Source organism: Brucella sp. IR068 (genome assembly GCF_049065885.1).
Classification (GTDB): Bacteria; Pseudomonadota; Alphaproteobacteria; order Rhizobiales; family Rhizobiaceae; genus Brucella; species Brucella intermedia.
Map to the genome: position 1 here is coordinate 488,746 of NZ_JBAKHE010000001.1, position 24,671 is coordinate 513,416.

Genomic DNA, 24,671 nt, shown 5'->3' on the forward strand with positions numbered 1-24,671 from the left:
ATGAATTCAAGCGTTTCCATCCAGGACCTGTCGCTTGGCTTCGGCACGGTCAATGTGCTGCAAAATCTCAATCTGGAAATCGGGGAAGGCGAGTTTCTCGTGCTTCTGGGGCCATCCGGTTGCGGAAAGTCGACGCTGCTCAATTGCGTGGCTGGTCTTCTCGATATTTCCGAAGGCAGCATCTTCATCAAGGGCCGAAATGTCACCTGGGATGAGCCAAAGGACCGGGGCATCGGCATGGTGTTTCAATCCTACGCGCTTTACCCGCAGATGACTGTCGAAAAGAACCTTTCTTTCGGATTGCGCGTGGCCGGTCTGCCGAAGGGGGAGATCGACAAACGCATCAAGCGTGCTGCCGAAATTCTCCAGATCGAACCCTTGCTGCAACGCAAACCCTCGGCATTGTCTGGTGGTCAGCGTCAGCGTGTTGCGATCGGTCGTGCATTGGTGCGCGACGTCGATGTGTTCCTGTTCGATGAACCGCTTTCCAATCTCGATGCAAAATTGCGCTCCGAGCTGCGCGTCGAGATCAAACGTCTTCATCAGAAACTCGGCAACACGATGATCTACGTTACCCACGACCAGATTGAAGCGCTGACACTGGCGGATCGCATTGCCGTGATGAAAGGTGGCGTGGTTCAGCAACTGGCCGACCCGCTGACGATCTACAACCGCCCGAAGAACCGGTTTGTCGCGGGTTTCCTGGGGTCGCCATCGATGAATTTCTTCGCTGGTGAAATTGCGGTCGCAGAAGGAAAGGCCGTATTCCACATCGGACAGACAGCCGTAGGGCTGGACGGATATGACGGAGCGCTACAGCCGGGTCGGAAGGCAACACTCGGTGTTCGTCCGGAACATGTCAGGCTTGAGGTCGAGGACGGATTCGAGGCGACGGTCGATCTGGATGAACCGATGGGCGCCGATAGTCTGGTCTGGCTTCGGCTGAACGGGCATCCGCTTTCCGCGCGCGTGGAAGCCGGAAAGCGTTATCGGGCAGGAGACAAGGTCAGGATCGGCTTCAAACCCGATACTCTGTCGCTTTTCGATGCTCAAACGGAGGAGAGGCTTTAGATGAACAGAGAACAACGCTCCCCTTAACAGCCTTCAGCAAGAGGCGACCATTGTTTTTGCTGACGGATCGGACACCGCGTCGATCCGCACGGGTGCATTTTGCTCAGAAAAACCAACGTAGTTCTGGAACGAGTTCAAAGGATAAGGACATGAACGGATATTCCTATCAGCTTTACAGCTCTCGTAATTTCCAGCCGCTGGAGCGCACACTCACAATGTTGCGCGACCTCGGCTATCGTCGTGTAGAAGGTTACGGGGGGATTTATGGTGATCCCGTTCGATTAAAGAAGGATCTCGATGCTTTGGGGCTTTCCATGCCTACCGGCCATTTTGGTCTGGATATGCTGGAAAATGAAGTGAGCCGCGTTCTGGAGATTGCCAGGGTTGCCGATATGAAGGCGATCTTCTGTCCTTATCTCGATGCAGATCGCCGCCCGGAAAGTGTCGCTGGTTGGCAGGAGTTTGGTAAACGCCTGGTCGCGGCTGGTGAGCCTTATCGCAAGGAAGGCTATGCCTTTGGCTGGCACAATCACGATTTCGAGTTCCGGCCCTTGGCTGACGGTTCCGTGCCGCAGGAACACATCCTGAATGCTTCGCCCGATCTGGTATGGGAGGCCGATATTGCCTGGATCATCAAAGGGGGAGCTGACCCGCTTGAATGGATCGAGCGTTACGGCAACCGGATACTGGCAGTTCATGTGAAGGACATCGCGGTGAATGGAGAAAAGGCCGACGAAGACGGTTGGGAAGATGTTGGTCACGGGACCGTCGACTGGCCTGCCTTGTTTACGGCTTTGCGCAAGACGCCTGCCCGCTATTTCATCATGGAACACGATAACCCGTCGGACGATACCCGGTTTGCGAGCCGTTCCATCGAAACCGTAAGAACTTTCTAAGTTGGAGAAAGAAATGACCAGGACACTTGGTGTCGGGATTATCGGCTGCGGTAATATATCGGCTGCATATCTGCGGCTGTCGCCTATGTTTCGAAACATCGAAATGAGGGCTTGCGCAGATATCAATCTGGCGGCGGCAAATGCGCGGGCAGAAGAGTTCGGCGTAAAGGCACAGACTATTGAGGAACTGCTTCGGAATGATGACATAGACATCATCGTCAACCTGACAATTCCAGATGCCCACTATGCCGTAACCAAGCAGATACTGGCGGCAGGCAAACACGCCTATTCGGAAAAGCCGCTGGTTCTTTCAATGGAGCAGGGGCTGGAACTGAAGGCACTTGCCGACGGCCGAGGTCTCAAAGTGGGGTGCGCTCCGGACACGTTTCTCGGCGGTGCGCACCAGTTGGCGCGGCGCGAAATCGATAGTGGAAATGTCGGCCGTATCACTTCAGGCACATGCCACGTCATGAGCCACGGTATGGAGCATTGGCATCCGAACCCGGACTTCTTCTTCAAGCATGGCGGCGGCCCCATACTCGATCTCGGGCCTTATTACATCGCAAATCTCGTCAATCTCATCGGGCCTGTGAAGCGTGTCGCGGCTTTGACTTCCATGGCGACACCGACGCGGACGATCAGTTCGGAACCGCGCAAAGGCGAAACGATTCCCGTGGAGACACCAACCACCATTCACGCACTGCTGGAATTCGAGCAAGGCGCAACAATAACGCTTTCAGCGAGTTGGGATGTGTGGGCGCACCGCCATGCGAACATGGAACTATATGGCACCGAAGGATCGCTCTATCTGCCGGACCCAAATTTTTTCGGTGGGGAGGTACAGATAGCGAAGCCGGGTGAGCCAGCCGAACCTGTCGAAAACTGGGAACACCCCTTTGGCATCGCCAATGAACAGCACTCGCAAGGCATGATGGCCAACTATAGAGCGGCAGGACTGGCAGATATGGCGGCCGCCATCCTGGAGGGTCGTGATATGCGCTGTTCGCTGGAACGCGCCCTGCATGGGGTCGATGTCATGTTGGCCATTCTGAGATCAGGTGAAGAAAAGCGTTTCATCGACATTGAAACACGATGCACGCGCCCGGAAGCACTCGATATCGCTGCCGCAGAAGCCTTGCTTCAGCCGGAAGAAAACAGAAAGAAACGGGCGGCAAACTGACTTTGCATCGCTCCTCCCGAGCGATTGGAGGCTATCCCGATCCCGCGGGATTGGGGTGGCCTCCACCCACCTAGCCTATTGTCTGCAGGGACTTGACGTCCTTGCCGTTGATCCGGCCCAGAATGGCTTTACCAAGTTGTTGGCCCGCGAGCTTGAAACTCTCCTCAACAACAATCAGGCCCGGACGAAACCAGTGCAAAATCTCGGTCGACTGTTTGGCTGCTACATCAACTTCATTGCCGATGTTCATTCCCGCATCTTCGATACCTGCAACAATTGCTAATGCAGCCGCACTGCCGGAGCAGATGATGCCGTCCGGCCGATCTGCTCTCTTCATCAGTTGAGCAACATGCAGCCGCAAGTCCTCAAGGGATGTATCAAGATCAACCCCTTCAAGTGGGGTTCCGCTGCAATGAAAGGTCCGCAGCCCCTCATAAAATCCACCCACCATATGCCGGTAATAGGTGAGGTGCGCTGGCGGAGTCAGCAGGGCAAGTCGCCTCCGCCCGAGCGTTGACAGTTTACCGACCATCTCCAGGGCAAAAGTGAAATTATCAAAGTCATGATAAGGATGTTCGATGCCCGTATCAGTGCGTCCGTGGGTGGCGAACGGGAAATCATGTTCGGTCAGATAATGGACGCGTTGGTCGTCCGGTTCTGTGCGTGAGAATATAATTCCGTCGGCTGAACCTGTCTCGACGATATAGCGGATCGGCTCGATGGGTGCCCTTGAATGAAAATAGGGCGTTAGAATGAGATGGTATTGCGTTTCGGCGAGTACATCCGCAACACCATGAATGACCTGACTGGTAAAGCCCATGATTTCATCTTGCGTATTAAGAACCAACGCAATGACGTTTGTTTTACCGGTACGAAGGCGTACGCCTGCACGATTGGGGCGATACCCGATCTGCCTCGCGATCAATTGCACGCGTTTGCGGGTTTCGGGGCCGATTTCAGGGGCATCCTTCAAGGCGCGGGAAACCGTGGTTACGCCCAGGCCAGTCATGAATGCTATTGTCTTCAGCGTGGGACGTTCGTTTTCGAGGAACGGTTTGGCTGGATTTGGCGGCTTGGAAACCGGCTGGCTCCGTTTTTCATTCATGCGCATTTCGTCCGGCGGCGAGGAACGATGTGGACAGGCAAACGATAGAAATCGCTTTATCTATCAATAGCTTGTTTTGATGGACTTGTCATCTTTTATGACCCGATATCGCTAACTTCCGACACAATTTCAGACCAACTATTCTGCGCGACAGGCGCCCACAAAGTCATATTCTCGGAAATTGGCGCAATGGTCCCCATCAGTTTGTATCGCTTCGTCCTCTGTGCTGTTTTGACTGGAATGTCATGGTATTAATTCAGTATAATATGACAATTCTCAATATGTCATGATGGAGTCGGTGGACGCATGTGGGAACCTATGTTGGAAATGCGCAAGGGCGTCACCAAGCATCGACTTCTGACAGAAAAAATTGTCGATGATATAGAAAAGGGCATTCTTCAACCCGCCATGCGTATGCCGACGCATCGGGACCTGGCTCACAAGCTCGGACTTTCGGTGCAGACCGTCAGTATCAGTTACAAGGAAGCTGAACGACGTGGTTATCTGCGCGGCGAGGTTGGTCGGGGAACATATGTCTGCAACCGGGTGACAGAGCGAGCGGACCGGTTCATGCTCGATCGTGATCCTAGCGGAACGGCGGATCTGTCGATCATTCGGGCGGTCTATACCGAAGCGCACGAGAATGCCTCGCGCCGTCTGCTGGAGGAATTGAGCCAGTCGGACAATGCAAGTTTCATGCGCCCCTGCCGTCCTATAGCGGGATTGGACAGACATCGTGCTGTCGCGCGGGATTGGCTGCGCAATCTGTCGGTTGATGTCGACCCGGGCCGGATCATCCTCACCAATGGTGCCGCACATGGGTTGTTTCTCGCTGTTGCCGCTGTCGTTCAGCCCGGAGAAGTAGTGCTCACGGAAAGCCTGACCGACCATGGCATCATAGGTCTTGCCAATGTGCTCGGATTTACTTTGCGTGGACTCCCTATTGATGAACAGGGCATTCTACCGGATGCTTTTGAAACCGCCTGCAAGGCCGGTGATGTTCGTGCGCTCGTGATGATCCCGACACTGGGCAATCCGACCAGTCATCTGATGGGCGCAGGGCGTCGCATCGCCATAGCAGAAATTGCCCGACGATACGATGTCTGCGTTATCGAGGATGAGGTTTACAAACCCATCCTTGAAGAAAAATTGCCGTCCATGCCGGAGTTGCTGCCCGATCTTGGCTTCTTTGTTACAAGTTTCACCAAGACGGTAATGACGGGCTTGCGTACCGGTTACCTCGTCGTTCCAACGCAATATTCCATTCGGGTCACATCTATTTTGCGCGTTACAAGCTGGAGCGGTGTCAATCTTATGGGTGAGATGGCCAGCCGCTGGATCGAAGATGGCACGGCGGCGGAATTGATTGAAATCCAGCGCAGCGAGTTGCGATCCCGTCAGGCGCAGGTAACCGATATTCTGGGTTCGCATGTGGCGGGCAACAATCCGTTATCGTTATGCGCCTGGCTTAAAATACCTCGCAACTGGTCTGAGGATGGGCTGGTGCGCGCGCTTGCCAATAAAGGCGTTGCGGTCACGCCATCGGACCCATTTGTTGCGGGTGCTGATCGAGGAAGTGGTGGTATTCGCATCTGTCTTGGGGGACGGCTTTCGCGCCCGGCATTGCAGACGGCACTTGAGACCATCCGCGAGACCTTTGCGCAATTGCCGCCTGTCTACGATGTGGGATCGATTGCCTGAAAGCCAGTTTCTAAAGCACCGAACGCAGGAACTCTTTGGTGCGTGCCTCGCTCGGGGTCTGGAATATCTGTTCCGGCGTGCCTTGCTCGCAGATACGCCCCTTATCGAAAAAGCAAACGCGATCAGATACTTCCCGGGCAAATCGCATTTCATGCGTGACAAGGAGCATGGTCAGGTCATGCTCCTGTGCCAGCCCGCGAATGACGGACAGCACTTCGCCCACGAGTTGCGGATCAAGAGCGGACGTGGGTTCGTCAAACAACAATACGCGTGGACGCATGGCAAGAGAACGGGCGATGGCGACCCGCTGTTGCTGGCCACCGGATAGCTGCGAAGGATAGTGGTCTTTCTTGTCGATCAAGCCCACGAGGGACAGCAGGTCGAGTGCGCGGGCCTCTGCTTCGGCGCGCTTCATGCCCAGAACATGAATGGGGGCCTCGATTATGTTTCGTAACACAGACATGTGCGGGAACAAATTAAAGCTCTGGAACACCATGCCGACATGCGACCTGATCTTGCGCAAATGGCCTTCACTAGCCTGAAATTGTCCTTTGCCGTTCGGCTCGTGATAGGACATGTCTGCAAGTTGGAGGGTGCCTTGCTGAAACGGCTCCAAGGTCATGAGGATACGGAGAACTGTCGATTTCCCTGAGCCCGAGGGGCCGATGAGGGTGACCTTCTCGCCTGATGTGACGGAAAAATTGAAGCGATCCAGCACTGTCAGCGCTCCGAAGCGCTTGGTTACGTCCTGAAAGCGGATAATTTCCTGGGTCATTTGAGAGCGATTCCGTTTTTTGGAAGTGTGCGTTCGAGCAGGCGTATGAGTGCCGAGCAGATCAAGGTCAGCACCAGGAAAATCAGGCCTACCATCGACAGCGGAACCAGATATTCGAAGGTGCGGTCGCCGATCAGATTGGCGAGGTTCAGCATGTCGACGATGCTGACGACCGAGAGCACCGGGGTCTCCTTCAGCATGGAAACCAGGTAATTGCCCATGGCCGGGATGATCCGGGGTATGGCTTGGGGGATGACAATATCGCGATAGGTGCGCCAGGGCGTGAGATTCAATGCGCGTGCGGCTTCCCATTGTCCTCGCGGGATCGCTTCGATACCTCCGCGATAAACTTCCGACGTATAGGCCGAATATTGAAGACCAAGTGCCAGAGCGCCGGTCAGAAATGCAGGCAGAACAATGCCGTATACGGGCAGCACGTAATAGAGGAAAAACAGCTGCACCAGCAGTGGTGTATCACGCAGGAACTCCACCACGACCGTCGTTGGCCAGGATATGATCTTATATGGGCTGCGACGCAGAAGCGCAAAGACAAGGCCAAGGACCAGCGCAATTCCAAAGCCCGCGGCAGCGGCTTTCAAAGTCACGGTGAGACCAATCGCCAGAATTGGCAGAATGGAAATCGCGAACGAGAGAGTGGACGAGGTGTCCCAGGCATAACCGTAGATCATGCGAAGCCTCCGGCCATGGTCTGGCGTCTCAGACGCCGCTCCAGCCAGCGAATGGCCGCTGACAGCACGAGCGCCATTGCAAAATAACCGAGCAGGGTCAGCGAATAGATTGTCACGCTGTCGAGCGTCAGGTTTCGCAGGCGCTGGGCCTGAAAGGTGAGGTCGCTGATCGCAATGAGCGAAGCAAGCGCGGTGTCCTTGAGGTTGTGAATGGCAAGGTTACCGAAGGCCGGCATCATTTCGACTACCGCTTGCGGAAGAATGACATGAAACAAGGTATGACCCTTGCTGAAATTGAGCGCCCGGGCGGCTTCATGTTGTGCTTCCGGCACCGCCTGTAAGGCACCGCGAACCACTTCTGCGCCATAGGCACCGATGTTGAGACCAAGGCCCATGATGCCGGTTGTGATTGGATCAAACGAAATGCCGATCAGCGGCAAGGCATAATAGAGCCAGAAGAGCTGCACGAGCAGAGACGTGCCGCGGAATATCTCGATATAGATCACCGCAATCGTGGAAAGGATCGGTCCACCCGCAAATCGGGCAATTCCGGCGGAAAATGCCAGTATGGTGCCAATGGCCATCGAACTGAGGGCAAGAATGGCAGTGATTTGCGCTCCCTTGAAAAGGGCGGGAAGGTATTCCGTCCAATGCATATGATCGTCTCCCGATTGAGATGAGACAATGCCCGCCGAGCCGTGAGCGGTTCGGCGGGCGCAAATCAACTTATTTTGCGTTGCAGAGGCTGGCTGTATCCACTGTTCGTGCAGCTTCTACGCTTTCCTCGCTAAGCCCATAAGTCGTCAGGATTTTTTTGTAGTCGTCTGTCTTCTTGAATTCGATGAGCGCCTTGTTGAAAGCTTCATAGAATTCCTTGTCTTCCGGACGGAAGCTGAACGCGCCGAAGCTTCTCGCAGATTTGCCGTTCACAACCGGATCGGTGAACGGATGCGCCTGTTCCAGTTCCGGTGAATTGTCGACCAGCTTGGCGACCGTCAGTTCCGTTGCAGCATAGGCATCTGCACGTCCGGTCTGGACCGTCGATGGCGCATCGGCATTGCCCTGGATCATGACGATCTGGGATTCGTCGATACCCATTCCATGCAGGAAGTCGATCTGGTCCGCACCGGAAACGATTGCGACTTTCAGCGATGGATCTTTCTTAATGTCTTCATAGGAATGAATGTTCTTTGGGTTGCCCTTGGGAACCAGGAGGCCTTCACCGTAACTCGAATTTGCGACGGTGAACTGGACCTGCTTGCAGCGGTCCGGCAAGACATTCTGCTCTGCCGCGACAAACTCGAACCGCTTTGCTTTCAGACCGGGAATGAGCGAGCCGAACGGGGTAACAGTCCAGTCGATTTCCTCAATTCCAAGTTTCTTGAAGATTGCTGCGGCGACGTCAGGGCCTATCCCTTTGGCCGCACCGCTCTCGTCCATGTAGCCGTAAGGCACCTCATTGGCGGTCGCCCCACGAACAAAGCCCGCACCCTTGAGATCGTCGATGGTGACAGCTTGTGACGGAAGCGTGAGAGACAAGACCGCAACTGCCGAAAACAGAGCGGAAAATGTAAGATGTTTCATGCGCATCGTGTTCACTCCTCTTTATGAACGCCGGTTGTTTTATTGTCCGGCTTGTCAGTTGGCGTTAATGATCGGCTTATCCCGGAGACGGCTCCTCACTGATCGTGGCAATGACCGACAGGCAGTCCCCCATTTTGATGAGGCCTGGAAAATGCCGGGCTGCGAGAATTCCATCGAGCGCGGCACGGTATTCCTGCGGAGCAACACCTGTGCGGGTTACGGTATGAACCCGCGCAATGACGTCGCCTTTGCGTATCTGAGCTCCGAGATCAACCAAAGGTTCAAGCAGACCCTCGGTGTCGGCAAAACCGAAACATTCATGCGATGGCATATCGAGCCATGTTGTTGGTGACAGCTCGACCTCTCCTTGCAGAATGCCTGCATGGCGCAAAAGGTTGCGAATGCCGCGCTTGGCTATGGAAGCAGTGCGGGCGGAGATCGTACCGCCGCCGGAAAGCTCGGTCGTGACAAACACCTTGCCCGCTTCCTCTGCTATCGTGTCGTACATGCCGACAGCGTCAATCTCGATCATCCGCATCGAGAAAGGCGCCGAAAAGGCTTTGACCGCCGCAAAGCAGCGGAGTTCCTGTGCCGTATCCGGCAAGGCATGTGCGGCTGCGTAAGGCAGGAAATCGAGTGTTCGCCCGCCGGAATGGAAATCCATGACGATATCGGCTGCCGGCAAAAGGTAGCGGGTGAAATAGTCGGCAATCTTTTCAGTAACTGTACCATCCGGACGGCCCGGGAAGCTGCGGTTGAGGTTGCCCTTGTCGATGGGAGATGTTCGCGTTCCCGCAAGAAAGGCCGGATAGTTCATGGCCGGAACAATGATGACGCGGCCCCTGATCTCTTCCGGTTTCAGATTGGCTGCGAGATCATAAAGAGCGACCGGCCCTTCGTATTCATCGCCATGATTGGCGCCGGTTAAGAGCGCGGTCGGACCGTCGCCGTTGCGGATGACGCAGATCGGCAACATCAGCGATCCCCATGCGGAATCGTCTCTGGACCATGGCAGCCGCAGATGTCCGTGCTGAACGCCGTCGCGGTTGAGGTCGACAGTGGGCGTGATCGGGGAGGGACGTGAGGGAGGCGAGGTGTGCATCATCGCAACGTCCTAATCCTTGACCACGAGCTTGCGCGGTACATTCGAAAGACATTCCACGCCGGTTTCAGTGATAACGATGCTCTCGGTGATCTCCAGCCCCATCGTTTCCAGCCAAAGGCCCGTCATGAAATGAAAGGTCATGCCCGGCTGCAACTCGGTGCGGTCGCCGGGACGCAGGCTCATTGTGCGTTCGCCCCAATCCGGCGGATAGGACAAGCCGATGGAGTAGCCGGTGCGGTTGTCCTTGATAATTCCGTATTTCTTGAGCACGGCGAAGAAGCCGTTGGCTATATCTTCGCAGGTATTGCCGGGTCGAGCAGCCGCGAGTCCTGCCTCCATGCCTTCGAGCGTGGCCTTCTCGGCATCAAGAAAAGCCTGCGTCGGCTTGCCCAGAAACACGGTGCGCGACAGAGGGCAGTGATACCGCTTGTAGCAACCGGCGATCTCGAAGAAGGTGCCTTCACCGGTCTTCATAGGCAGATCGTTCCATGTCAGATGCGGTGCGGAGGCGTCGGGCCCGGAAGGCAGCAGAGGCACGATGGCTGGATAATCGCCGCCAAAACCCTCAACGCCGCGTGTGCCTGCGTCATAGATTTCAGCAACCAGATCGCATTTTCGCATGCCCGGCTCGATCTTATCGACGATACGCCGATGCATGGCTTCAACAATCCGGCCGGCCTTGCGCATATAGTCGATTTCTGCCGGACTTTTGACGGCGCGCTGCCAGTTCACCAGTCCTTGCGCATCCCTGAAGCGGGCATTCGGGAGATGTTTCTGCAAAGCGTGATGGGCCGCAGCCGTGTACCAGTAATTGTCCAGCTCAACGGCAATGGTCTTGCTGCCCCAACCTTTTTTCTCCAATATTGATGCCAGAAGATCCATGGGATGCCGCTCGAGCGACTGCACGTAATGATCGGGGTAGCCGATGATGTTGTCATGGCTGATCCACGCGGTGCGTTTCGCGCCATTTCCATCCTGACCGCGACCGTACCAGATCGGTTCCCCCTCCATCGAAAGCACAGCGCATTGATGCACGTAAAAGGACCAGCCGTCATAGCCGGTCAGCCAATGCATATTGGATGGATCGGTGACGATGATGACATCGAAGCCTGCCTTCTCCATTGCGCGACGGGTTTTTGCTATCCGCTGATCGTATTCCGCGCGGGTGAAGTTGAGTTCCACACTCATCGACTGGCTCCTGCAGTTTTGGTTGAATCGATTTTCGTGCCTGCATCGCGCAGGCTGGCGCGCTCTGTCGCAAGACGAGCGATGGCCGTGTCCTGAACGCCCGTTCCGGTGAGGTCGCAAAAGGTTATGTCCTCTGCCTTTCGTTGGAAGGTAGAGGCATTGAGCGCGATCTGGCCGAGTTCTGGAAAAATCGTATCCGCCGCGATAATTCCCGCCGAAATCGCATGATGCAATTCGCCAAGCCTGCGCGTTTGGGCGAGACTGTCGGCAACATAGGTGATCGGTCGCCGGAACAGCGCGGGATCGATCTCGTTCTTGTGTTCGGCGTCCGAACCCATTGCGGTGATGTGCTGGCCGGACACAAGCCATTCGGCGTTTATAAGCGGCGTTTCGGATGGCGTTGTCGTCACAATAATATCCGCGCCCTCGCAGGCGTGTCGTGCGTCAGCGATTGCTGTCACCGGTATCGCGAACTTTTCTGAAAAGGTTCGCGCTGCTTTTTGTGCGCTGTCGAAGTTGCGTGCCCAGATTCGCGCCTCGGAGATCGGGCGCACGAGTGTCAGTGCTTCAAGCTGCATTCCTGCCTGCATGCCCGCACCGAAGATCGCAGCGACACGGGCGCCTTCCCGTGCCAGGTGTTTTGCAGCAACAGCACCGGCTGCCGCAGTACGCACATCGGTCAGATAGCCATTATCCAGCAACAGCGCCTCGACAAGCCCGGTCTTCGCCGAGAACTGGATCATCAGCCCGTTGGTAGAAGGCAGGCCGATGGAAGGATTGTTGAAGAAACCGGGACTCACTTTGATGGCAAAACTGTCAAGCCCGGGAATGTAAGCTGTTTTCACGTCAACTTCGCCACGTTGGGCGGGGATGTCCAGTCGAAGTATTGGCGGCATGTTGACACCGCCTCCGGCGAGTGCCTGAAAAGCATTTTCCACACACGCCACGCTTGCCATGTCGAGGGTAATGATCTGCCTTAAATCAGCTTCGGTGAGAATTCTCATTTCAGCCATCAGCCGGCCCTCCGATAGCGGTCTTCCACGATTGCGCGGTGCTGTTCAGGATCGATGTTGCCGCCAGAGATAATGACGACGGTCGGCCCCGTTGGCTTGATCTTGCCACTCAACAAGGCGCCAATGCCGACTGCCGCAGCACCTTCGACGATTTCGCCTTCCCGCGTCGCGGCATGTCGGACTCCTGCTGCAATCTCCTCTTCATCGAGCAGGACCACTTCGTCCAATAGCGAGCGGCACATCTTAAAAGTCCAATGATTGTCGAGCCCGATACCGCCGCCCAATGAATCTGCAAGCGTCTTCAGCTCCTCGACATTGACCGGCCTGCCAGCTTTGAGGCTGGCATCCATGGCTGCGCCACGAGACATGGAAACGCCGATGATACAGCAATGAGGTCGACGGGCTTTCACAGCTGCGGCGATGCCTGCCGCGAGCCCTCCGCCTGAAAGAGGAACGATAACAGTCCCAATGTCCGGCTGCTCATCAAGGAGTTCCAGGCCGACTGTGCCCTGTCCGGCAATAATGCGCGGATCATCAAAGGGCGGAATGACGTTCATTCCTTCTTCGTTAGCCAGTCGCGCCACCTCTTCCATGGCGTCATCCTGCGATTTTCCGACAATACGCACATCTGCACCAAGATCGCGGATTGCATCGACCTTGTTGCGCGGCACCAGCGAGGAGAGGCAAACGGTCGCGATCAATCCCTGTTCGGAAGCAGCGTGCGCAAGGGCACGTCCGTGATTGCCGGTCGACGCCGTCACAAGTCCACGTCTGCGATCATCGGACGACAGACAAAGGACAGCGTTGGTCGCACCACGCAGTTTGAAGCTGCCTGTCGTCTGTCGATTTTCCAGTTTGAGATAAACCGAGGTTCCGGTGAGTTCGCTCAGATGCTCGGAGCGCGTCAGCGGCGTTTTCGCGACGAGGCTTTTCAACCTGTCACGCGCTGCTTCGATATCCTCAAGGTCAATCGTTTCATTCGTCACTCGTGGCACGGCGCTGCCTCTCATAGCGTCACGACGACAGGGAATGCAGTGTTGAACTCCGTCAAACGCTGCGATGGACGAGCGGACAAAAGGCGCAATGATACACCGCGTGCGAAACCGTATGTCCGCATCCTCGTTCCCCATATGTCTGATTTTTTGTTCTTGGCTCTATGTGTGAAAGACCATTCGGATCATGTCAATAATTATATTGGATCATTACAATCATGATCTGTAACGACTTTTATGTGCGGGAGCCTTGTCAGCGGCGCGGGGGCGTGCCAATGAAAACAGAAGTGTTTGCAGATGCTGGATCAAAAGAATGAAAGCCGCCTTGAAGCTCGACGCCGTCGATTTGCGTATTCTCCGAGCCGTTCAGGAGAATGCGCGGATCACCAAGCTTGCTTTGGCGGAGAAGGTCGGGCTTTCGGCGACACCTTGCTGGCTGCGGCTGCGCAAGCTGGAAGAAGCGGGCGTTGTGACCGGCTATCACGCGCGCATCGCCTATCGAAAAATAGCCCCTATTGCCCATGTCATAGTCCAGATTACGCTGGGCAATCATCGCCAAAGCGATTTCGACCGGTTCGAGAGAGCCGTCACAGCTGTACCCGAAATCGTGTCGTGCTGGTCGGTTGGCGGTGGGGTGGACTATTTTCTTATGATCGTGGCGCGCGACATTGATGGCTATCAGCGGCTGATTGACCGTCTTCTGGACCAGAATATCGGTATAGAACGCTACTTCACCTATATCGTAACCAAGTTGGTCAAGGACGAGAAGACAAGTGCGCCTTTGTCGCTGTTCAAGGAAGCCGCGGACTAGCCCAAACAGACTGTCTGGCTCTTAAAGTTAGTCCATTTCGCATGTTCGTGGAGATCGGTTTGGTCTGAATCCAGAACTATTCTGTGACAGACTTCTTCCTGAATTGGGAGAAGAACAATGAACGCCGTTCTGGATCATCCGATACGACATGACGGGCTTGGCACGCTCCGCGATAAACATCTTTTTCGTGAACTGGGCTATGTTGAGGGGCGCTGGGTAGCAGGAGAGAAGGCTGAAACCTTTTCTGTTCTCGATCCTGCAACCGGTCAGCGGCTTGCCCGTGTGACAAGCCTCGGCGAAGCCGAGACTGCACTTGCGATTGATGCCGCTGTAAAGGCCTTTCCGTCCTGGCGGGATAAACTGCCTCAGGAACGATCAGCAGTTTTGCGGCGTTGGTTCGAGTTGGTCACGACACATCGTGAAGACCTCGCATTGCTGATGACGCTGGAGCAGGGCAAGCCACTGGCGGAATCGCGCGGCGAGATCGACTACGGCGCATCGTTCATCGAATGGTTTGCCGAGGAAGCGAAGCGGCTTAATGGTGAAACCATAGCAAGCCATCTCCAGAATGCCGAGATGCTCGTACGTCGCGAAGCGCTTGGGGTCGTCGCGCTTGTTACCCCTTGGAATTTTCCGCATGCCATGATTACCCGTAAGGCTGCTGCAGCGATTGCAGCAGGTTGCCCAGTTGTCGTGCATCCGTCTTCAGAAACACCGCTCTCCGCACTTGCTCTGGCGGAACTGGCCGAGCGCGCGGGAATGCCAGCAGGCATATTCAATGTGGTAACAGGTAAGGCTGCGCCTATCGTCGATGTTTTATGCCGCGATGAGCGGGTGCGGGGACTGAGCTTCACCGGTTCAACCGAAATCGGCAAGTTGATTGCTACCAAGAGCGCTAACACGATGAAGCGGCTCGTCATGGAGCTTGGCGGTCACGCACCCTTGATCATTTTCGATGATGCTGATGTTGAACGGGCCGTCGATGTGGCGATGGCTGCCAAGTTTGCAACGTCCGGTCAGGATTGCCTTGCTGCAAACCGTATCTTCGTCCAACGCGGTATTCTGAAATCTTTCACCGAAGCGTTTGCTACGCGCATCGCCGCCCTGAAAGTCGGCAACGGGCTTGATCCGGCATCGGATATAGGCCCTCTGATGCATAGTCGCGCGGTCGCCAAGGTCGAAGAGCAAGTGCTCGATGCCAAGCAGCGGGGCGCCAGAATAGTCACCGGGGGCAACCGGCTTGGAGAAGCCGGGCTTTTCTTCGAGCCGACTTTGCTGGTTGATGTGCCGGACGACGCTGCAATCATGCGGGAGGAGACATTCGGGCCGGTCGCCGCCGTCACGGCTTTTGACGACGAGGATGAAGTTGTCGCTCGTGCCAATGCCACGCAATATGGTCTTGTTGCCTATGTCGTGACTGCAAACGGCGCACGACAACTCCGGATGGGCCGTGTCCTCGAATATGGAATGGTGGCCATCAACCGCGCGAAGATCACCGGCGCACCGATCCCATTCGGTGGCTGGAAGCAATCGGGGCTTGGCCGTGAAGGCTCCCATCAGGGCATCGAAGCCTTTACCGAACTCAAATATCTCTGCATCGATACCGCCGCGTGAAAGCGTGGCGTCAGGAAAGGAACATACCCATGTTGAACAATAGCAATGAACTCACCGCCTGGGACCGGGATCATTTCTTTCATCCCTCCACCCACATGGGCATGCATGCCCGGGGTGAAACACCAACGCGCGTGCTGGAGGGCGGCGAGGGCGTCTATATTGCCGATGTGAACGGTCGAAAGAGCCTCGACGCTTTCGCGGGTCTTTATTGCGTTAATGTTGGTTATGGTCGCACGGAAATCGCGGATGCGATTGCAGAGCAGGCGCGCAAACTTGCCTATTATCATGCTTATGTCGGCCATGGCACCGAAGTGTCCATCACGCTCGCCAAGATGATCATCGACCGCGCACCCGAACATATGAGCCGTGTTTACTTCGGCCTTTCCGGCTCGGATGCGAATGAAACCAACATCAAGCTCATCTGGTACTACAACAATATTCTCGGACGCCCCGAGAAGAAGAAGATCATTTCTCGTTGGCGCGGATATCACGGCTCCGGCGTAATGACCGGCAGCATGACCGGGCTTGCGACGTTCCATAACGCATTCGATCTGCCGCGCGCGCCTGTCCTGCACACGGAGTCACCCTATTATTTTCGCCGGGCGGATCGCTCTATGAGCGAAGAGCAGTTCTCGCAACATTGCGCCGACAAGCTCGAGGAAATGATCCTTGCAGAAGGCCTGGATACAATCGCAGCCTTTATCGGTGAACCTGTTCTTGGTACCGGCGGCATCGTTCCGCCCCCGTCTGGCTATTGGCAGAAGATCCAGGCGGTTCTTGATCGCTATGATATTCTGCTTGTTGCTGATGAAGTGGTCACCGGTTTCGGCCGTTTGGGCAGCATGTTCGGGTCCGATCATTACGGCATGAAGCCCGACCTGATCACCATCGCCAAGGGATTGACCTCGGCCTATGCACCGCTTTCCGGCTCGATTGTATCGGACCGTATGTGGCAGGTGCTGGTTCAGGGATCGGACAAGATGGGACCGATCGGCCATGGATGGACTTATTCGGCCCATCCCATCTGTGCAGCGGCAGGCGTGGCCAACCTCAAACTCATCGACGAACTGAAGCTGGTCGGAAATGCCGGTTCCACAGGCGCCTATTTCCGCAAGGCATTGGCGGATGCTCTTGGTGATCATCGCCATGTCGGGGAAATTCGCGGCGAGGGCCTCATGGCGGCGATCGAGTTTGTCGAAGATCGTGACGACCGCAGTTTTTTCGATCCGTCGCTCAAAATCGGTGCACAAGTTTCGACGGCGCTCCTGGCTAACGGTGTTATCGGGCGAGCCATGCCAGAAGGCGATATTCTGGGCTTCGCGCCGCCACTTTGCCTTACGCCTGAGGAAGCGGACAAGATTGTTGCAGCTACGAAAAAGGCTGTCGACACCGTCTTTGCATGAGTGATTGCCCCCGAGGTCAGTCCTCGGGGCTACGCCCGCCAGACGGGCAAGTGCAGTTCAGCGATCAATCCGCCCGACGGATTGTTTTTCAGGAGAATATCGCCTGCATTGGCACGCGCTACGTTGCGGGCGATAGTTAAGCCGAGGCCGAAACCGCCAGAGTCCCGATTTCGGGACTTTTCCACACGGTTGAAAGGTTTGAACATTTCCTCGATCTGGTCTGCCGGAATGCCGGGCCCATTGTCCTTGACCCGGAGCACAAGCTCGTTATTTTCCTGGCGCAGCGACAGTTTCGCTTTGCCGCCATAGGCAATGGCGTTGTCAATGAGGTTCGTGATGCTGCGCTGGACTGAGACTGGCTGGCAGTAAGCTATGGCGTCCAGCATGTCCGAGTTTCTTTCATCCAGAGTTGCGTCCGGATAGTTGTCCGCAATGGAAAGGAGAAGCGACCAGAGATCGACTTTCTCCTTCTCTTCATTCGCTAGTTCTGACGTGGCAAAGTCGATCACGGAACGTGAAATAGCCTCGATATCGCTCAGATCCTTGGCCAGCGACTTTGCGAGGGCTTCATCTTCAACCAGCGCCAGGCGAAGCCGGATACGGGTGAGCGGCGTGCGGAGGTCGTGTGCAAGGGCGGCTGCAAGTTGCTCGCGTTCTGCCACATAATCGAGAAGCTTCGATTGCATCGTATTCACTGCTCGCGCGGCTGCCTTGTATTCCCTGCTGCCGTCTTCGGGCAGCGGAGAGCTTTTCAAGTCGCCTCCGATGCGGTGGACGGCATGTTCCAGCACACGGTAAGGTGCGGTCAGGCGCCGCGTTGCCCATATTGCGACAAGAACCACGCTGAGCGCCACAAGCGCGAAAAGTGGAATGGTTTCGGTCGTGATGATTGGATCAGCCGGGGTGATGCGGGTGCTAAAATTGATCCAGCGCCCATCGCCAAACTGCAGGGATGTCGTCAGGCTGGCGCCCAGATTTGCCGTTGCGGCAAGATCATTGATCTGCTTTTCGACATCACCAATATCACTGCTGTCAGCGGTCGGCACGACGGTGGCGTGCGGGCCGTGGGCAAGCTTGTCCCGCCGAATGCGGGCATCGATGACACCGTAGCGCGCCAGACGCGCGACAAGGACATCTTCCAGTTCCGCAAGATCTTCTTCACTCGCCAGCACGGTTGGCACATCGGGTTGCGCTGTGATGGTGAGGCCCTGACCTGAGCTTGCCAGGCGGGAGGCAAGGCTGTTCCAGTCGCTGACCGGCGTCGTGTTCAAGAGCTTGACGAGTGATGTCGCCCTTTCGCTGAGACGAAAAAGTTCAAGCGCATAGTTGGCTTCCTTCCGGTCCTGCGAAACGATCCAGAGCGTTGCTATCTGGGTAATCAGAAGGCCGCTGATCAGTATCGTGAGAAGCCAGCTCGGTAGAGAACGCGGAAAAGGGAACCTCATTCCACCTCGACCTCATGGCCAAACTGATAGCCGCCACCGCGAATGGTGAGGATCAATTTGGGAGAGCGAGAATCGTCGTTCAGTTTGCGCCTCAGCCGGCTGATCAGGATATCAACGCTGCGGTCATAGCCGTATACCGCCTGATTTCCGGCCATTTCCATCAGTTGATCACGACTAAGGATGTGCTGCGAACTTTTGACGAAGGCTTCGAGGAGATTGAACTCCGCCGTGGTAAGTTCCACGCGCACGTCGGATGGGGACGTAAGTCTCCTTCGCGCGCAATCGAGGGTCCAGCCAGCAAAGCGGTAGCTATGAGTGACGGGACGGCTGGGCGCCCGGTTGTTTTCCAGGCGCCGGAGTACAGCACGGATACGGGCCAGCAATTCGCGCGGATCGAACGGTTTGGCCAGATAATCGTCGGCGCCGATTTCCAGGCCCAGTATCTTGTCGGCAGCATCGGCAATTGCCGTAAGCATGATGATCGGCACCCGCGAATGACGACGGATATCCTGGCAGATTTCAATGCCGCTTTTTCCGGGAAGCATGACGTCGAGAATAATCAGGTCGACTGCCGTCCGGCTCATCACATCATGCATTTCTTCGCCGTCATGGGCGATTGAAACGCGCATGCCGCGCCGTTTGAGAAATTCATGCAGAAGGTCACGTATGTCCTTATCGTCATCGACAATCAGAACGTGGGCGTCTTCTTTCAATTTGAAGTATCCGTAATAGCCTAAGGTTACGAGATAGTAGCGCCGGGATTGCGACGATAAAAAGCCTTCGGCAATGGTTTTCAACCGGCAATTGGATAGCGCTACAATCCAGAAACAAATTGCAACAGATGCGAAAAACAAGGGCAAACAAGGCGTGTCATAACGGTTTCGCTGAAGAAACTGAAGTCCAATGAAAGATTGAATTCGTATGTTCAAGTCGGTTTTCATATCGAAAACAGCAACGAAAGCGTTTCTTTCAACACTTTGTCTTGCGGGTCTGCTGTCCTTCCCGCTTCCCAACGGAGCAATGGCAGCGCAACTCGTAACACGTAGCGAACGGTGTGACAGGCTTCAGCATCAACTGCAAACCGCGCTTTCCGGTCGTGCCGAAACACGGCAGGCCCGTCAGGCAGAGACCTTGCAGAAGCGGGGGATGAAATTCTGCGCAAGCAGAAGAGAGGCTCAAGGCTTGCGAGCCTATGCCGAGGCCCTCAAGCTTCTAGGGATCAAACCTGACATGGCCGATACGGGCGGACAGGAAAGTGCTTTACCTCCAGCGGGGAAGACCCCGAACGGAAAACCCAATTGAGGAACCGGAAAATGAAGAAGTCTCTTATTTCTGCTCTTGGTGTGGCCGCTGTTCTGGGCCTGTCCGCTCCTGTGCTGACGGCAAGCGCTGCTAACGCTGCTCCGGCTGCTGCAACGCACACGACTGTTGCCAAGCATCATGCGAAGAAGGCTAAGGCTCACAAGAAGCATCACACCGCGAAGAAGTCGCACAAGAAGGCCGCTCCGGCCAAGAAGAACTAAGTTTTCCGTTTCGTGCGATAACCGGCGGCTCCCTCGCAGTCGGTTCTTGCCACCAAAGGCCGTTGCCTGTCGGACATGAGATGTCCGATTTGCAGCGGCCTTTTCTTTTGTTCGGGGTGGACTTGCCGAAACCTCTCCGACGGCCATATTTTCGGTTTTGCAAAGGGGAGCAGTTGCCGTGACGACGATCGATTTGAAGCGCATTTACGATGCTCCTTCACCGGAGGATGGCTACCGTGTCCTCGTGGATCGAGTTTGGCCGCGGGGCATGACGAAGGAAAAAGCCGATATAGATCTGTGGGCCAAGGATATTGCTCCGTCAGCCGAACTTCGCAAATGGTTCTGCCACGATCCGGCAAAATGGAGCGATTTTCAGAAGAAGTATCGCGAAGAGCTTGAACGCAAAAAGCCCGTGCTGAAAGAGCTAATGGCCAAAGCTGGCGAGAAAGGCGGTCGTCTGACGCTGTTATATGGTGCGAAAGACGAAGAGCATAATCAGGCTGTGGTATTGCATGCGTTCATGCAGTCTATGTAGTCTGCCTCACCAAACACGTTTCAATCCCGGCCTTCTTCTGGCGCTCCGAGCGGGAACAGATGCCGGAATGGTCGTGCTTCGTCCAGAGCGCGGGCATAGCTGGGGCGTGCAAGCAGACGTTTGCGATAGGCCCACACATTGGTGAACTCTTCGGCAATGGCATAAGTCCAATCTGCGTAGAGCAGGGAGGGAGCCGCAGCGCAATCAGCCAGACTGAACTCATCGCCGGAAGCCCACTCGCGCCCAGCCATGTGCCGATCCAAAAACGCATAGGCTGTATCGAGCATCGCTCGCCAGCGGTCGCCGCCATCATCATGTTCGCGGCCAAGCGCAATATAGACAAGACGCTGTTGTGGGTAGTTTACATAGTTATCGAAGAAGCGATCCCACATGCGTACATCAGCGCTTGCAAGTGGATCGGACGGGATCAGACGTCGGGAATGGGGATAGGCAGCTTCGAGATATTCGATTATTCCAGTTGCTTCAAAGACCAGCTTTCCATTGTCCGTCAGGATTGGAAACTTGCCAAAAGGCCAGAGCGCGGCGAACTCGCTGGCAACCGGTTCGGTGCCGTCGAGCATTCTTGCTTCGAAGGCTATGTCCTTTTCATAGAAAGCTGTTATGGCCTTCTGGCAATAAGACGAGAAGGGATGCAGGTAGAGTTTCAGCGACATCATGGTCCTCCCATATCGCTACAGATCAACCTCAATCGCCGTTGCTGCGGTAGTCCGCACGATTGATGCCATGGCGCTGCATCTTATCGTAAAAGGTCTTCCTTGGAATACCGAGGGCTTCAATCGTTTCCTGAACATTGCCATTATGCGCGGCAAGTGTTTCGCGAATTATCGTTTCCTCATAGCGCTCCAGCCGTTTGGGAAGCGGCTCCTGATTGCTGCTCGTGAGCGTTGTCGAATGAACCGCTTTCTCAACCCCAAGCGCCACACGGTCGGCAAAATGGGCGAGCTCGCGGACATTTCCCGGCCAGTCGTGACTCATAAGATAGCGGTTCGTAGGGGCTTCGATTGCGGGCACGTCGCGATTGAAGCGCTTTGCAGCCCGCGACAGGAAATGCGCGAAAAGCAACGGAATGTCCTCACGTCTTTCTCTCAGCGGCGGAATGGAAAGGGTGACGACGTTCAGCCTGTAATACAGGTCTTCTCGGAAGTCGCCTCTCTGTGCAGGGTCCGCAAGATCGATCTTTGCGGCCGCCACGACGCGAAGATCGACCGGGCGCACCTCGTTCGTACCGAGCGGGGTGATCTCCCGCATCTCGAGCACGCGCAGCAGTTTCACCTGTGTCGCAGCCGGCATGCTTTCTATTTCATCCAGAAACAGCGTGCCGCCACTTGCATGTTCAATCCGCCCAAGCCGCTTTTTCTGCGCTCCGGTGAAAGCGCCTGCCTCGTGACCGAATAATTCGCTTTCGATCACCGTTTCGGGCAAGGCACCGCAGTTGAGAGCCACGAAATTGCCCTTGCGGCGACGGCTCCAATTGTGCAGCAATTGTGCAACCACTTCCTTGCCGCTGCCGGTTTCGCCAGCTACGAGCACATCCACATCGGTATCGGCTATATCCCGCAAGGTACGACGCAGGTTTTCCATTGCGGGCGTCTGGCCAATCAACGGCAGATCGCCCTCCGCATTCTGCGCGGCTTCGCGTAAAGCGCGGTTTTCGAGGACCAGTCGGCGCGTTTCCCAGGCGCGGCGGATGCTGTGCACGAGCCTGTCGGCTGCAAACGGCTTGGCGATGAAATCATAAGCGCCGTCCTGAATGGCCTGCACGGCCATCGGGATATCACCATGACCGGTGATCAGGATGACGGGCAGTTCGGCGTCAACCGCTTTGATCCGTGCAAAGAGCTGAAGGCCATCGATTTGCGGCATTCTCACATCCGTGACGACGACGCCGTCATAAGCAGATGTAACACTGTTCAAGGCATCCAGAGCGTTCGGAAAATCTGCAACATCGAAACCGGCAAGCTCGAGCGTCTGCCGGGTGGCGCGCCGCAGCGCCCTGTCATCATCGACCAGAATAACGGAGGGTGATTTATCCATCATGCTTTTCTCAATTCGATGCGGAAAGACGTGCCGGCGGGGCCGCTTTCGGCAGAAATCGTCCCGCCATAATCGGTGACGATTTCCTTGACGATCACAAGACCAAGGCCGAGTCCCTTTTCCTTCGATGTATTGAAGGGCGAAAACAGATTGTCGCGAATATGCTGTGGCATGCCTGGTCCGTTATCGGAGACGGTGATGATGACCTTGTCATTCTCCACATGGGTTCGGACTTCTATCCGACCATCATTTTCTTTTGCATCAACTGCTTCCAGTGCATTCTGAAACAGGTTTATGAAAACCTGTTCGAGCCTGATGGAATGCCCGATGACGCGTAGTTCGGGCGGTGGTAACACGACGTCGAGTTGGTCCATCCGTCCGGAAAAACGGCTGCGCAACAATACCAGGGCTCCCGAAATAACCTTGCTTAGCGAGGTTGGCTCGGAGGGAGAACGTCCTTTTCTCGCAAGCGCTTTCAAATCACCTGTGATCGTGCCGATTCGATCTGTCAGCGCCGCGATTTCGTTGAGATTGTCGGCTGCCTCCGAAAGTCTCTTGCGTTCAATGAAGGTTCTTGCGTTGTCTGCATAAGCGCGGATGGTTGCAACCGGTTGGTTGATTTCATGCGCCACGCCTGCTGCGACCTGACCCATGATGGCGAGACGATTGGCATGAACAAGATCCTGCTGCACGCCCTGCAGCATCGTTTCGGTGCGGCGATGATCACTGATCTCCGCTTGCAGCCTGTCCCGCGCCAGGCTGAGGTCGCGGGTGCGTTCTTCCACCCGCTCTTCAAGTTCCATCCGTGTGCGTCGGGCATCGGCAATGCGGGCCGCGAGCTTCTGTTTGCGCCGCAGGAGAAGTCCTGCAAAGCTCGCGATCGCTGTCAGAACGATAAAGGCGAACAGCCGTGCTTCTCGGACGGCAGCAGGAATTTGCGGACGAATTGGTGCGAGACTGTACATTTGCCAGGAAGTGGAGGGCACGGCAGAGCGGATTGCAAGAAAGTCGGTATTGCGGGCGTTGCCCGGGAGCAGGGCGTCGATCAACAAAGAGTCCCCGCTATCAAATGAAGTCACCGAAAGCGGCAAGGGTGCCAACGGTGCGTCTCCAAACTGCAGGCTATCGCGGATTGACTGGATCTGTTCCTGACCGATTGACCCGATAGTCATGAATCGCCACGACGGCAGGCTCGTAATCAGCACTATGTTGCGTTCGTCCGTTACGAAGGTTGGACGGCCGGCACTGTTCCAGTCGCTTTCGAGACGGTCGAATTCGAGTTTCACGACGATCACGCCAAGTGGACCGTTCGGGCCATCAATGCGGCGCGATATGTAGAGGCCAGGGCGATTGCTGACATTGCCGAGTGCGAAATATTCGGCATCTCCGTTTCTCAGCGCGTTGTGAAAATAGGGGCGAAATTTGTAATCGTTGCCGACGAAGCTGTCCGGTTCGCGCCAGTTACTTGCAGCAATGGCGACGCCATCCATACCGACAAGATAGATGACCGCTGCCTGCGTGCCGCGCGCGAGCGTCTCCAGTTTTTCGTTCAGGGGAGTGATCGTCGTGGGCGTCTTGTCCTGCAGTGCAGTTTCCAGTGCCCGGTCCTTTGACAGCACCAGAGGCAAAGCGCGCTGCTTGTCGAGCACTGCGCGCAACAATGCCGTATTGAGGTTGGCATCGATCCGGGCCTGCTCGCTCAATGCCAGCATGGCCTTGTCTCGCGCCAGGTCGCCGACGATCCAGAAAGCGAGTGCAAAAACCACCGCCCAAAACAAACCAAACAGCGCCCATGGGCGACGGCTGGCGTTTGTGGGCAGGGTTAGAATGTCCATGGTGGAAGGGTGCGGGCTCATCACTTTATTGTGCAATATTTCAGACATGGGAGAAATAGAAATGTGCGGATAATCGCACTTTTTATCGAGGCCCGTCACCGTAAGACATATTAAAATATTTAAAAACAATAACTTAGACCTAGAGTCGTAG

Annotated in this window: 24 protein-coding genes; 10 read left to right on the forward strand and 14 right to left on the reverse strand. The window is 55.7% G+C overall.

Features of this window, described 5'->3' with window-relative positions; all coding sequences use genetic code 11:
* The 3 genes from ACOWVS_RS02245 to ACOWVS_RS02255 all read left to right on the forward strand — a co-directional run bounded on the left by ACOWVS_RS02245 (position 1) and on the right by ACOWVS_RS02255 (position 3,147).
* Positions 1-1,071 (forward strand): ABC transporter ATP-binding protein, encoded by a 1,071-nt coding sequence (locus tag ACOWVS_RS02245; RefSeq protein ID WP_021585655.1) that lies wholly within the window; start codon positions 1-3, stop codon positions 1,069-1,071.
* A 149-nt stretch (positions 1,072-1,220) separates the two neighbouring features.
* Entirely contained in the window at positions 1,221-1,967 is a 747-nt protein-coding gene (locus ACOWVS_RS02250; RefSeq protein WP_021585654.1) for a sugar phosphate isomerase/epimerase family protein, read from the forward strand.
* Positions 1,968-1,980: 13 nt separating this feature from the next.
* Positions 1,981-3,147 carry a Gfo/Idh/MocA family protein gene (locus tag ACOWVS_RS02255; RefSeq protein ID WP_021585653.1) on the forward strand — a complete coding sequence of 389 codons (1,167 nt, stop codon included), beginning with the start codon at positions 1,981-1,983 and terminating at the stop codon, positions 3,145-3,147.
* Positions 3,148-3,217: 70 nt separating this feature from the next.
* Here the strand turns inward: ACOWVS_RS02255 and ACOWVS_RS02260 are convergent, their stop codons facing one another.
* A complete protein-coding gene (locus ACOWVS_RS02260; RefSeq protein WP_021585652.1) occupies positions 3,218-4,252 on the reverse strand; it encodes a LacI family transcriptional regulator in 1,035 nt (344 codons plus the stop codon).
* A 306-nt stretch (positions 4,253-4,558) separates the two neighbouring features.
* Between ACOWVS_RS02260 and ACOWVS_RS02265 the strand changes: the two genes are divergently transcribed.
* Entirely contained in the window at positions 4,559-5,953 is a 1,395-nt protein-coding gene (locus ACOWVS_RS02265) for a PLP-dependent aminotransferase family protein (RefSeq protein WP_075041469.1), read from the forward strand.
* 10 nt (positions 5,954-5,963) lie between these two features.
* On the opposite strand, the gene ehuA is transcribed toward ACOWVS_RS02265, so the two are convergent.
* The 8 genes from ehuA to eutB all read right to left on the reverse strand — a co-directional run bounded on the left by ehuA (position 5,964) and on the right by eutB (position 13,317).
* Complete coding sequence (gene ehuA, locus ACOWVS_RS02270) at positions 5,964-6,728, reverse strand: ectoine/hydroxyectoine ABC transporter ATP-binding protein EhuA (RefSeq protein WP_075041468.1); 765 nt, start codon at positions 6,726-6,728, stop codon at positions 5,964-5,966.
* Positions 6,725-7,417, reverse strand: coding sequence for an ectoine/hydroxyectoine ABC transporter permease subunit EhuD (gene ehuD, locus ACOWVS_RS02275; protein WP_075041467.1), 693 nt, complete (start codon positions 7,415-7,417; stop codon positions 6,725-6,727). Before ehuD ends, ehuA begins: the two co-directional genes overlap by 4 nt.
* Complete coding sequence (gene ehuC / locus ACOWVS_RS02280; RefSeq protein WP_075041466.1) at positions 7,414-8,073, reverse strand: ectoine/hydroxyectoine ABC transporter permease subunit EhuC; 660 nt, start codon at positions 8,071-8,073, stop codon at positions 7,414-7,416. Before ehuC ends, ehuD begins: the two co-directional genes overlap by 4 nt.
* Positions 8,074-8,143: 70 nt before the next feature.
* Positions 8,144-9,007, reverse strand: a complete 864-nt coding sequence (gene ehuB / locus ACOWVS_RS02285; protein ID WP_075041465.1) for an ectoine/hydroxyectoine ABC transporter substrate-binding protein EhuB — start codon at positions 9,005-9,007, stop codon at positions 8,144-8,146.
* Positions 9,008-9,077: 70 nt separating this feature from the next.
* Positions 9,078-10,106 carry a N(2)-acetyl-L-2,4-diaminobutanoate deacetylase DoeB gene (doeB, locus tag ACOWVS_RS02290; RefSeq protein WP_075041464.1) on the reverse strand — a complete coding sequence of 343 codons (1,029 nt, stop codon included), beginning with the start codon at positions 10,104-10,106 and terminating at the stop codon, positions 9,078-9,080.
* A gap of 9 nt (positions 10,107-10,115) precedes the next feature.
* Entirely contained in the window at positions 10,116-11,294 is a 1,179-nt protein-coding gene (gene doeA / locus ACOWVS_RS02295; RefSeq protein WP_075041463.1) for an ectoine hydrolase DoeA, read from the reverse strand.
* A complete protein-coding gene (locus tag ACOWVS_RS02300) occupies positions 11,291-12,307 on the reverse strand; it encodes a cyclodeaminase (RefSeq protein WP_075041462.1) in 1,017 nt (338 codons plus the stop codon). The genes doeA and ACOWVS_RS02300 overlap by 4 nt, the downstream gene beginning before the upstream one ends.
* Positions 12,307-13,317 carry a hydroxyectoine utilization dehydratase EutB gene (eutB, locus tag ACOWVS_RS02305; protein WP_075041461.1) on the reverse strand — a complete coding sequence of 337 codons (1,011 nt, stop codon included), beginning with the start codon at positions 13,315-13,317 and terminating at the stop codon, positions 12,307-12,309. The genes ACOWVS_RS02300 and eutB overlap by 1 nt, the downstream gene beginning before the upstream one ends.
* 295 nt (positions 13,318-13,612) lie before the next feature.
* Here eutB and ACOWVS_RS02310 point away from each other — a divergent pair, with 295 nt between their 5' ends.
* The 3 genes from ACOWVS_RS02310 to ACOWVS_RS02320 all read left to right on the forward strand — a co-directional run bounded on the left by ACOWVS_RS02310 (position 13,613) and on the right by ACOWVS_RS02320 (position 17,127).
* Complete coding sequence (locus ACOWVS_RS02310; RefSeq protein WP_021585643.1) at positions 13,613-14,110, forward strand: Lrp/AsnC family transcriptional regulator; 498 nt, start codon at positions 13,613-13,615, stop codon at positions 14,108-14,110.
* Positions 14,111-14,227: 117 nt separating this feature from the next.
* The gene (locus ACOWVS_RS02315) at positions 14,228-15,724 is read left to right on the forward strand and encodes an NAD-dependent succinate-semialdehyde dehydrogenase (protein WP_075041460.1); all 1,497 of its coding nucleotides are present in this window, start codon (positions 14,228-14,230) and stop codon (positions 15,722-15,724) included.
* A gap of 29 nt (positions 15,725-15,753) precedes the next feature.
* Complete coding sequence (locus ACOWVS_RS02320; RefSeq protein WP_075041459.1) at positions 15,754-17,127, forward strand: aspartate aminotransferase family protein; 1,374 nt, start codon at positions 15,754-15,756, stop codon at positions 17,125-17,127.
* Positions 17,128-17,156: 29 nt separating this feature from the next.
* Here ACOWVS_RS02320 and ACOWVS_RS02325 read toward each other — a convergent pair whose 3' ends face one another.
* Positions 17,157-18,572, reverse strand: coding sequence for an ATP-binding protein (locus ACOWVS_RS02325; RefSeq protein ID WP_075041458.1), 1,416 nt, complete (start codon positions 18,570-18,572; stop codon positions 17,157-17,159).
* On the reverse strand, positions 18,569-19,285 hold the full coding sequence (locus ACOWVS_RS02330) for a response regulator (RefSeq protein ID WP_021585639.1): 717 nt from the start codon (positions 19,283-19,285) through the stop codon (positions 18,569-18,571). Before ACOWVS_RS02330 ends, ACOWVS_RS02325 begins: the two co-directional genes overlap by 4 nt.
* Before the next feature lie 208 nt (positions 19,286-19,493).
* Here ACOWVS_RS02330 and ACOWVS_RS02335 point away from each other — a divergent pair, with 208 nt between their 5' ends.
* The 3 genes from ACOWVS_RS02335 (at position 19,494) to ACOWVS_RS02345 (ending at position 20,630) form a co-directional block, all read left to right on the forward strand.
* Positions 19,494-19,874, forward strand: a complete 381-nt coding sequence (locus ACOWVS_RS02335; protein ID WP_021585638.1) for a hypothetical protein — start codon at positions 19,494-19,496, stop codon at positions 19,872-19,874.
* An 11-nt stretch (positions 19,875-19,885) separates the two neighbouring features.
* Entirely contained in the window at positions 19,886-20,095 is a 210-nt protein-coding gene (locus ACOWVS_RS02340) for a hypothetical protein (protein WP_021585637.1), read from the forward strand.
* A 178-nt stretch (positions 20,096-20,273) separates the two neighbouring features.
* Positions 20,274-20,630: a DUF488 domain-containing protein gene (locus ACOWVS_RS02345; protein WP_021585636.1), complete on the forward strand. Its 357-nt coding sequence runs from the start codon at positions 20,274-20,276 to the stop codon at positions 20,628-20,630.
* Positions 20,631-20,650: 20 nt separating this feature from the next.
* Here the strand turns inward: ACOWVS_RS02345 and ACOWVS_RS02350 are convergent, their stop codons facing one another.
* The 3 genes from ACOWVS_RS02350 to ACOWVS_RS02360 are packed head-to-tail and all read right to left on the reverse strand — an operon-like array spanning position 20,651 to position 24,520.
* Positions 20,651-21,304, reverse strand: coding sequence for a glutathione S-transferase family protein (locus tag ACOWVS_RS02350; RefSeq protein WP_025091995.1), 654 nt, complete (start codon positions 21,302-21,304; stop codon positions 20,651-20,653).
* A gap of 31 nt (positions 21,305-21,335) precedes the next feature.
* On the reverse strand, positions 21,336-22,685 hold the full coding sequence (locus ACOWVS_RS02355; RefSeq protein ID WP_031346214.1) for a sigma-54-dependent transcriptional regulator: 1,350 nt from the start codon (positions 22,683-22,685) through the stop codon (positions 21,336-21,338).
* Positions 22,685-24,520: an ATP-binding protein gene (locus ACOWVS_RS02360; RefSeq protein ID WP_052018819.1), complete on the reverse strand. Its 1,836-nt coding sequence runs from the start codon at positions 24,518-24,520 to the stop codon at positions 22,685-22,687. The genes ACOWVS_RS02355 and ACOWVS_RS02360 overlap by 1 nt, the downstream gene beginning before the upstream one ends.
* Between the last annotated feature and the right edge of the window lie 151 nt (positions 24,521-24,671).